At 72.0% G+C, this 9,339-nt stretch carries 8 protein-coding genes and 2 pseudogenes; all 10 read left to right on the top strand.

Annotation, left to right across the window (positions count from 1 at the left end):
* Positions 1–1,286 precede the first annotated feature (1,286 nt).
* Positions 1,287–1,739 (top strand): annotated as a pseudogene (locus tag ACIBFB_RS27165) (transposase); the annotation flags it as partial.
* Between the two features lie 56 nt (positions 1,740–1,795).
* A pseudogene (locus ACIBFB_RS27160) lies at positions 1,796–2,191 on the top strand (transposase); the annotation flags it as partial.
* Positions 2,192–2,213: 22 nt separating this feature from the next.
* Positions 2,214–2,411, top strand: a complete 198-nt coding sequence (locus ACIBFB_RS27155) for a hypothetical protein (protein ID WP_397235001.1) — start codon at positions 2,214–2,216, stop codon at positions 2,409–2,411.
* A 132-nt stretch (positions 2,412–2,543) separates the two neighbouring features.
* Positions 2,544–2,816 (top strand): hypothetical protein, encoded by a 273-nt coding sequence (locus tag ACIBFB_RS27150; RefSeq protein ID WP_397234999.1) that lies wholly within the window; start codon positions 2,544–2,546, stop codon positions 2,814–2,816.
* Positions 2,817–3,230: 414 nt separating this feature from the next.
* A complete protein-coding gene (gene ribA / locus ACIBFB_RS27145) occupies positions 3,231–3,881 on the top strand; it encodes a GTP cyclohydrolase II (protein WP_397234997.1) in 651 nt (216 codons plus the stop codon).
* Positions 3,878–5,215, top strand: coding sequence for a glycosyltransferase (locus tag ACIBFB_RS27140; protein ID WP_397234995.1), 1,338 nt, complete (start codon positions 3,878–3,880; stop codon positions 5,213–5,215). The genes ribA and ACIBFB_RS27140 overlap by 4 nt, the downstream gene beginning before the upstream one ends.
* A complete protein-coding gene (locus tag ACIBFB_RS27135) occupies positions 5,212–6,312 on the top strand; it encodes a hypothetical protein (RefSeq protein ID WP_397234993.1) in 1,101 nt (366 codons plus the stop codon). The genes ACIBFB_RS27140 and ACIBFB_RS27135 overlap by 4 nt, the downstream gene beginning before the upstream one ends.
* The gene (locus ACIBFB_RS27130; RefSeq protein WP_397234991.1) at positions 6,293–6,940 is read left to right on the top strand and encodes a hypothetical protein; all 648 of its coding nucleotides are present in this window, start codon (positions 6,293–6,295) and stop codon (positions 6,938–6,940) included. The genes ACIBFB_RS27135 and ACIBFB_RS27130 overlap by 20 nt, the downstream gene beginning before the upstream one ends.
* A complete protein-coding gene (locus ACIBFB_RS27125; RefSeq protein ID WP_397234989.1) occupies positions 6,937–8,064 on the top strand; it encodes an NUDIX domain-containing protein in 1,128 nt (375 codons plus the stop codon). Before ACIBFB_RS27130 ends, ACIBFB_RS27125 begins: the two co-directional genes overlap by 4 nt.
* 13 nt (positions 8,065–8,077) lie before the next feature.
* Positions 8,078–9,118: a glycosyltransferase family 4 protein gene (locus tag ACIBFB_RS27120; protein WP_397234988.1), complete on the top strand. Its 1,041-nt coding sequence runs from the start codon at positions 8,078–8,080 to the stop codon at positions 9,116–9,118.
* Positions 9,119–9,339 lie beyond the last annotated feature (221 nt).

The raw sequence follows: 9,339 nt of genomic DNA, 5'->3' as shown, positions 1-9,339 counted from the left end.
GCGGCGTGCTCCGTGCCTGGGACCGTCAGGCCCTGGGGGCCTTCCGTTCCCGGGCGCGGGCCGCCGGGCCGTGGTCGCCCCCTGGCGGGGGCGGCGCGCTGCCCTGGCAGGCGCCCACGCGACCCCCGCTGGAGAGGCGTCGCCAGTGAGCGTGGCCGCCGCGTCCCGTGTCGAGCGCCACCGGTGCGCATCTCAGGCGCGGCTCCGGGGAGTGGAGAAGGGGAAACGCGGTCGCGAGCGGCGTTCACCGGCGGGAAGGGCCGGCACACCATCGTTTCGGTGAGGAACCCGCACGCCATGAGTGCGGTCAGTACCCGGTTCTTTCACCGCGGCACACGCTCCAGGGCGCACGAGCGGGATCAGGAGCGGCCGCACCGGTTGCAGGCGGGGGTACGGCATCCGATGACGCGCGGCGCCGTCGTCAGGCGGCCGGTACGACGTGTCCGCGGAGCACGACGGGCTTGGCCCGTCCGTACACCCGCCGTTCGAGCACCCCGAGCCGGGTTGGCGTGGCCTTCGACCGCCTCGGAGCTGTACGGCGGGGTGACGTCGGTGAGAGCGCGTCGCTCGGCGTCGTCCTGTGCGCCCGCATGGGTGGTGGCCTACCGGACCGTCGACGGCTCCGGCTCCGACTTCGGTTCCGGAGGCGGCGGTCATGCGCCATGGGTGGATGCGAACACGGACGCCGGCGCATCCACTCCGGAACTCCCGGGTGCGGATCTCAGGTCAGAAGGCGGCGTCGTCGGTGCGCCGCTCCGTGCATCGTTTCCGTGGGCGGGTGCCGAAGGTCCGGATGATCGCGGGGCATGTCCAGTGCTGTCCTCGGCGGGGAGCCCGTCGGTGGTGGCGGCGCGTGCGAAGCGGTGCACGGTGTCGCGCGCCGGACTGGGCTGCCCGGCGATGTCCGCGATCGTTCTCTCCTGGGCGCGCGGGTCGTGGACCGCGATCGGGCGACAGCGGGTGCGTTGTGCGATCCGCCCCTGCCGAGGCGACGGGGGCTGTCGGTCGGCGGAGGGCTGTCGGTCGGTGGAAGGCTGCCGGTCGGCGGGCTCGGTAACGGGGACCGTCGGAGGACGGGGCAGGTGGGGCGGGGGGGCGTCGGGTGACCGAGACGGCCTCGGACGGTGTCCCGCCGTGTGGTGTGACTTCCGACGGCTCATCCCTGGCCAGGACGCCCATGGAGGCAAGGCGAGCCGTCGCGTGACGGTCAGGAGGAAGGCCCGAGTTCCTTGTGCGCAAGGACTCGAACAAGACGGGCTCCGCCCCAGCACGGCCCACAACAGCTCGTGGAGCGGCGACAAGCCGCCGAGTGCACGGAGACGGTCCGCCTGGTCCCGGAACGGTCGCTCCAGGAACTGGTCGAGGCCGAGACCAGCACCGTGATCGGCGCCCACACCCGCCAGCGCTCCCCGCGCGGACCCATCGGCGCGACGGTCACCGCGATTGGCCGCTGGCCACCACCGCCTGGGACGTGGAACGTGCACGGGGTGTCCACCCGGGCGGTCGACGGTCTGGCCGAAGGACGGGGAACCGGCTCGGGGATCTTCTGGTACCGGGGGCCGCGGATCTGCGCTGAGGGGGACGAGGAAGTGACCGCGTTCGCGGAGCGCCCACTGGACCACACCGCCTTCCCCCACGTGTTCTCGGAGGCCACCTGCTGTGAGGCCCGCGTCCAGCACCGGATCGCTTCCGACGCGGTGGTGATCGCCACCGGTGCCGCCACCCAGGGGCGGCGCGAAGCGCTCGGTTCGCGGTCGGTGACAGCAGGAGCCGGTCGTTCTGGAGCCGGTCGTTCTGGACCCGGTTCCCGCGCGGCTCGCGCTCGCTCGGCCTGGACGGGGTCCGCTTTGCGGTCACTGACCCCCGCGCCGGACGGGTCGTCGCGATCGGGGCGGTGTCCTTGTGGACGGCGTGGCGGCGGTGCCGGGAGCGTTTCGTGCACGACGGGTTGGCCAAGGTTCCCCGGAGGTCGGGTGAGACGGTCGCCGCCATCATCCGCACGATCTTCGCCCAAGCCCGCGCCGATGCGGTGCGTTCCCAGGCCGCGGTGGTCGCTGACCTGCCGGGGCGGCAGTTCCCGCAGGCGGAGCGGGTGTTCATCGAAGCGCGCGTTGACATCCCCGTGTTCGCGGGCTTCCCGGTGACGCGTTGGAGGAAGGTCGGGTCGACCTACCGGTTGGAGCGGTTGGGAGATCGAGCGCGGAGCGGATGCGGTGAAGGACTTTCCCGACCCCACTGTGTCGGGAGCCGGAGCGGTGCCGGCCGAGACGCACGACGAGTGGCAGGTCGGCGATCGCCGCCACTTCTCCGAGGCGTCCGTGGTCGAGCTGTCGGTCCAGGACGCACGCGGCTCGGGCCGTCAGCAGGGCCGCACCGGGATCGTTCCCAGGACTGGCTCGACCGCTGCGTGACATCGCGAGGTGTGGGACGGCGGGCATCCGCATCCGCACCCGCACCCGTTCCAGCGAGCCGGGCCCCTCCACGCCCACCCGCGGCAGCGCCGCGTGGAGAGACGCGCGACAACGACCCGGGCCGACGGGGTGATGCCGATCTGGTCGGCGGTACGGGCGATCACCCCGGCAGCCGTGGCGGGCCTGCTCGGCACGCGTGGCTTCGTCTCGGTGGCAAGAACTGACGTCGACGTCGACGCCGTTCGGCCGGGGTCGACCAGCGCGTACGACTCCGGCATGGCCGAAGGACACGTGGGCCACGTCACCGCGAACCGGTGGACGAAGGTTCGGGCCGGGCTGGCGATGCCCTGGAAGGAGTGCTCGTCACAGCCGTCGGGTGGCGAGGTGGAGGTGGTCCCATCGTGAACCGTCCGCGTGGTCCCGCGTTCACGTGCGGCCGACACCCGTCCTGGAGTGTCCTCGGTTCCCATCGTGATCCCGCGGTCGCCGACAGCCCGGGTTCGCCTGCGGCCGACGCGGTACTCGAAGCCGTCGACGTGTGTTCCCCGGTGCGGCCGCCACAGTCAGGGGATCCCGCGTCGATTCCCCTCCGCAGTGATCCCCTCCTCTGACGGCGGACCCCCTCGCATGGCTGGGCCAGCTTCTTCCCGGCACTCAGAGGCTGGCGGTCGGCGGCGAGATCCGCAAGGTCGTTCGTCCAGTAGGGCGCTCCACCTTGCGGATCCCGCCACCGCCCGCCGACCGCCTCAGTGCCGGGAAGAAGCGGCCACAGCCCGTCATGAGACGGGCCCGCACCCCGGTTCAGAGAAGGGGTTCTCCATGGACGAGTTTTCCTCCGGGGCGTTCCAACCGCCCCGTGTCCAGCACGTGGCCACGGCCAAACTGCCCACCGAGTTCGGCGAGTTCCGGATGGTCGGCTACCGCGGGTCCTTCGACGCCAACGAGTACGTGGCCCTGGTCCACGGGCAGGTCGCGGAGTCGGACGTGCTGGTGCGCATCCACTCCGAGTGCCTGACCGGTGACGGCCTCGGGTCGGTGCGTTGCGACTGCGGGCCCCAGTTGCGCGCGGCGCAGCAGGCCGTGGTCGAGGCCGGCAGCGGCATCGTCCTCTACCTGCGGGGCCAGGAGGGCCGAGGCATCGGACTGCTCGCCAAGATCCAGGCCTACGCCCTGCAGGACGAGGGCGCGGACACGGTGGACGCGAACACCAGGTTGGGCCTGCCCGAGGACGCCCGGGACTACCGGCCGGCGGCCGAGATCCTCCGCGGCCTCGGAGTGAGCTCGGTGCGTCTGCTGACGAACAACCCGGAGAAGCGCGACGCCATGCGCACGCACGGCATCGAGGTCTCCGAGGTCGTCCCCCTGATCACCCCTGTCACCGCCGCTGAGGGACAGCGCTACCTGGCGACCAAGCGCGACCGGATGGGTCACGACCTCCCCGAGACCCTCGGACAGGAGGTGCAGCGGTGACCAGCATCCGCCTTCCCCACGGTGTTCGCCTTCTCCACCGCGGGACCCTGCGCCTTCCGCTCGACGTGTCCGGTGCGGTCGCCCCCGTGGAACCGGTCGTGGACGTCCGGACGGCGTCGGGTCGGTTCCGTATCGCGGCTCCCACCCAGGACAGCTGGGTCCTGGCGGAGGCGGGTTGGCGGCCGACGGACCGCGCCCAGGTGGTCACCACGATGCGTTCGACCGCACCGGCACGCCTGCTCGTCGTCGAGCGGGGACGACCGGACCGCGTCGTCGAGACTCTGGCCGATCTGCCTGACCAGCTCCTGAGCGACACACTGGCCTGGATCGGCTGGCCCCGCCCGGACACCAGCGGGGGGCTGCCCGTCACGATCCAGGACAGGATCAGCGCCCGGTCCAACGACTACTGGATCCTGGACGTCCTCCTGGACGCCCTGGAGCCGGTCCTCCGGTCCGGAGAGCTGCCGCCTTTCCCGGGGGTCAGCGTCGTCATCCCCGCACGCAACGTCCACGACACGCTCGATGAGACCGTCGACGCGATCGTGGACGCCGCCCGCGCGCTTCCCGAGGGCACTCCCTGGGAGTGCCTGGTCACCGACGACCTGAGCGAGCCGCCACTCGCCCTGCGTTCCGGCACCCCCCACGAGGTCCGCATCCTGCGGGCCCCGGAGCGGGTCTACTGCGGTGGCGGTCGCAACGTCGGCATCTCCCAAGTCCGTCACCCGGTGGTGGTGTTCATCGACGCCGACACCCAGATGGCGCCGAACTACCTGCTCCGGCACGCTCTCCACCACCTGCTGGCGCCCAACCTGATCACCGTCTCGCTCAGGGAGCAGCTGCCTCCCGGGACGCCCCGGCCCGACCGTGCCCCCGACGGCAGTCGTGACACCCGGATCGAGGCCCACTACGAGCCGGGTCGACTCGGCCTGGTTCCGGTGGGGCGCCCGATCACGGTCCGGGCCCTGGACCAGACGCGGAACTTCCGCGACTTCGGTTACGGCCGCCACCTGGGACCGGCTGATCTGGCCTTCATGGTGAAGGGCAACAACTTCGTCGTCCCCGACCACACGGCCCGCATCGGCTGCCCGCCGGACTTCGTCGGCTACGGCCCCGAGGACGGCACGTACGCGGCCAAGGCCATCGCGCGAGGATCCTTCGTCGTCCCGGTCCTGGACACGGGGGTGTTCCACCGCGAGCACCCGCCGCGCTCGGGGAGCCTGGCGGCCCGGGACGCCGAGCTCATCCCCAACCTGGAGCGCCAGGCCCGCCACCTGCGCACCCCGGCCGACGGTCCCTGGGACGTCCCCGACGAGGAAGGAGAGCAGATCCGATGAGGTCCGAATTCACCTACACCGACGGCTGGCATCCCACCGTCAATCCCTCGGCCCGCATGGCGGTCCACCACCACCGGTTCGTTCAGCTCCTGGACGACCACCGGGGCATCCTCAACGAGGTGCCGCGGCGGAAGGGAGGCTCCACCCTGCGCCTGACGCGGTTCCGGTCGGGCGTGGGTGTGGATGCGGTCGACCTGCCCGGGACGGTTCCGTGGGTGCCCTGGTGGCTGCCCGCGTCCGACGCCTGGGCGGCGGGGATCGTCAGCGGTGTCTACCGCGCGGCCCTGGACGACCCCCGGCCCACCGTCGCGGAGAAGGTCGTCTACGACCGTGTCCGTACGCGGTTCGACGAGGGGTGCGCCGGATCCGGTGGCCTGACCGTGGGTGAGGTGCTCCACGGGGTCCTGGACGCCGAACACCGGGCGCTCGACCCGGATCTGCCCCGGCTGGAGCTGGTGAGTCTGACCCGGTCTCCTCTCCGGGACATTATCGCCGAGGCCCTCACCGATGTGCCGGGAGGGCTGGAAGAGCTCCTCGGAAAGGGCGCCCGGGCCCAGGGCAGGCCCCTGCTGGGGCTGGGAGTGGCCACCAGCCCCGAGGGGGTCCCGCTGAACCTGCGGTTCCGCCTCAGCTCCCGTGCCATGGAGGTGGAGCCGCTGGACTGCGACGGCACCAAGCGCCACCGGGGCAAACCCCGCCCCGTCACCACGGACGAGGCGGCGGACCTGATCCGCCATGGCCGACTCGTCCCGGGATCCCGTTTGATGGCGACCGCGGAGGTCGTCATGGCACTCGGCGGACGCCGGGTCCGGCACTACGGCAACACCTACGGCCGCCTCACCGAGGCGGCCCACCACCTCGGAGTCGCCGTCGACGACCTTCCCGCCGTCTTCTGGCCCGACGACGAGGACTCCTGGCACTACGCCGACCTTCCGTCCGTCGGCGGCGGCCGCTACCCCCTCCACCTGCTCGACATCCTGACCTGTTCGGAGCGGGCGCGGGAGAACGTTCCCCACCTCATCACCCACAGCCTGCGCACCGGTCGGCCGGTGCGCCTGGAAGCGAAGGAGACCCTGGATGCGTCCGTATCTGATTGAGGGCCTGGACTGCTCGGGCAAGAAGACCGTGGCTCGAAGGGCCCAGGAACTGCTCGCCGAACAGGGCGTGGCCGTCGACCTGGTCATCGGCCCGCTGGTCCAGGGGCCGTTGGGGCGGCTCGACGGCTACCTGGCCAACATCACCCGACCGGTCTCCCCGACCGGCGCGCTCGGCCGCTTCCGTCGCCTGTCCTACACGGTGGGGCCCGTCGTGGACGGTGTGTTCTACCGGCCGGGTCGCCACACGCGCGACGTCAAGGTCAGCTCCCACTACCGGGCCTGGGCCCGGGCGCGGGCCGAAGGCGATGGACTGATGGACCGAGCCTTCGCCTCGACCCACCGACACCACCCGGTCTACGCCGGGGCGACCCTGCTGAGCACCGCGTTCGACGTCCGACTGCGGCGCCACAGGGAGGACGTGGCGACGGGGCGCACGAGCAAGAACGAGCAGCGCCGCTTCTTCGGCCCGGACCAGGTCAGGTTCGAGGCCTGGCACACGGCTCTCGACGGTCTGATGGAACGGCACATCCCTCACCTGCAGAGGCTCGACAGCGGTGGAGACGACATCGACTCCACCGCACGACGGGTCGTCCAGCACGCGCTGAACTGCTGGGAGCAGCACCGATGAACGTCGTGATGGCCAAACCGGACGCGCTGGCCGGACCGGCCGCGTCCGCACGCCGCGACCAGGCCCAGGGGTTCCTCCTGGGCCTGGCCCGCCATCTGGACCCTTCGGTCCCGCTGTCCGAGAGCTCGGCCGTCCGCGCGGACAGGGCCGCTCGCCAGGTCCGTGAACGGGCCGAGAGCGAACCCGCCTTCGCCGGACGACCCCGTCACGGCGGTGAGTGCTCGGCCCGTCTGCTGGGGCTCGCGGAGCTCCTTCCCCCGGGTGCGATCGCGACGGCCGATCTCCTGACCCTGTCGTTGGAGGGGATCGGGTTCTCGGTCACCCACCACGCCGACCACACCCTCAGCGAGCAGGACGTGGACGCGATCTACCAGGAGGCCACGGCCGCGGACTACCGGGAGCTGCGTCCGCAGCTGATCGACTACCTGGCGGGCCAGCCGGTCCGAGTCCTGTGGCTGGACGGTGACCAGCATCCGGCGCTCCTGCAGCACTGGAAGACCTACGTCCGCCACCTGCTCCTGGAGCGTCCGCCCGGCGGAGGCCACCTGCTGCGCAACCTCGTGCACGTCTGCGAGGGGGAGGACGCCCACTACCTGACCAGCACGCTCGATCCGCGGCCATGGTCCGCGAGGGAGGAAGACATGACCGACTTCACCTGGCACACCGACCCCGTACCGCCGGACATGCGGGTCCGGCAGGTGTACGGGTTCCTCTTCGACGAGGAGGGACGCGTCCTGCTCCGCGTGGAGGGCTCCACGTCCTCCCTTCCCGGAGGGCGGCCCGAGCCGCAGGACACCGACTTCGGGGCCACCCTGCGGCGGGAGGCCGACGAGGAGGTCACGGCCGACATCGGCACCCCCCACTACCTCGGCTACCAGCGGGTCGACGACCGGGACGGCACACCGCCCTACGCCCAGGTCCGCATGGTCGCCCGGGTCAACGGGCTTCGCGAGTCCAGGCCCGACCCCGACACCGGACGCACCTACCAGCGCGAGTTCGTCGCTCCGCACGTGGCCGCGGATCGCCTCGCCTGGGGCGAGCCGGGCCGCCTGCAGGTGGCCGCCGCCGCCGAGGCTGCCCGCTCCCTGCTGAACCTGCCCGTTTCCACCGACACCCGTCTCTGACAAGGAGAAGCTCATGGCTCACTGGCAGTTCGTCTACCGCAAGCGCAACGCCTTCGGTCCGCACGACTACGAGACCCCCGGACTGGGGGGCAGCGAGACCGCGCTGGTCCTGCTGACCCGGGAGCTGGCCCACCGCGGCCACCAGGTGGAGGTCTTCAACGCCCCGTGGAGCCCGGGCGTCCACGACGGCGTCCACTGGCGGGGCGTCTGGGAGCTCGACTCGGCGGCGACCCCCGACGTCGCGGTCGCGGTTCGCTTCGACGAGTCGCTGTGGAAGACCCAGGCGCGCCAGCACATCTTCTGGATGCTCGATGACCGGCCGCACGGCCCGCAGGCCTTCGCGAAGGCCCACCCGACGGCCCCGGTCGTCCTGGCCTCGGACACCATGCGCGGCCGTCTGGCCGCAGCCGGGGCCGACGTGCCCACCGTCAAGATCCCTCTGCCCATCGAGACCGAGCGCTACCGGCAGGAGCTGCCGCGCGAGCGGGCCTGCCTGTTCTCCTCGATGCCCAACCGGGGGCTCGACACCCTGGTCGGGTTCTGGCCCCGTATCCGCTCCGAGGTGCCCGACGCGCAGCTGTGGGTGACCTCCGGCTGGCAGCTGTGGGGCTTCACGAACTCCGAGTCCGACGACCGCTGGCGCCAGGTTCTGGGGACTGACGCCGTGCCCGAGGGGGTGCACCTCCTGAGCAGGTACGGATCGCTGTCGAAGTCGGAACTGATCGACCTCCAGCGGCGTGCCTGGCTGGGGCTGTACCCCTCCCGGTTCCCGGAGATGTTCTGCTACTCGGCGGCGGAGTCGGCGGCGGCCGGAACCCCGATGATCACCAGCGACCTGGACGCGCTCTCCGAGCGTGTGGACCACGGCCGTACGGGACTCCTGATTCCCGGTGACATCACCGACCCCGCGGTCCAGGACCGGTTCGTGGCCGCGACCGTGGATCTGCTGACCGACCGTGCCCGCCGCGACCGTCTCGCGGAGGCGGCACGCGCCGACGCGGCGTCCTGCAGCCTGGAGGCCGTGGCCGATCGGTGGGAAGCGCTCCTGGACTGACTTCGCCCCGGGCCCGCCGCCGCTGCCACGGCGGCGGGCTCGCCTGAGCGTCCGACCTCTGAGGTGTCATCCTCGCACCGGCCGGGGGCGGGGCCGTTGGTCCCGCCCTCGGCGGGGTGGTGTATCGGTCGGCCCCTGGCGGGGCCGGCTGCCTGGTGGCCCGGCGGCGTGCTCCGTGCCTGGGACCGTCAGGCCCTGGGGGCCTTCCGTTCCCGGGCGCG

The sequence above is a fragment of the Nocardiopsis sp. NPDC050513 genome, from assembly GCF_044457925.1.
Taxonomy (GTDB): Bacteria; Actinomycetota; Actinomycetes; order Streptosporangiales; family Streptosporangiaceae; genus Nocardiopsis.
This window is presented reverse-complemented; position numbering and strand designations above follow the sequence as displayed.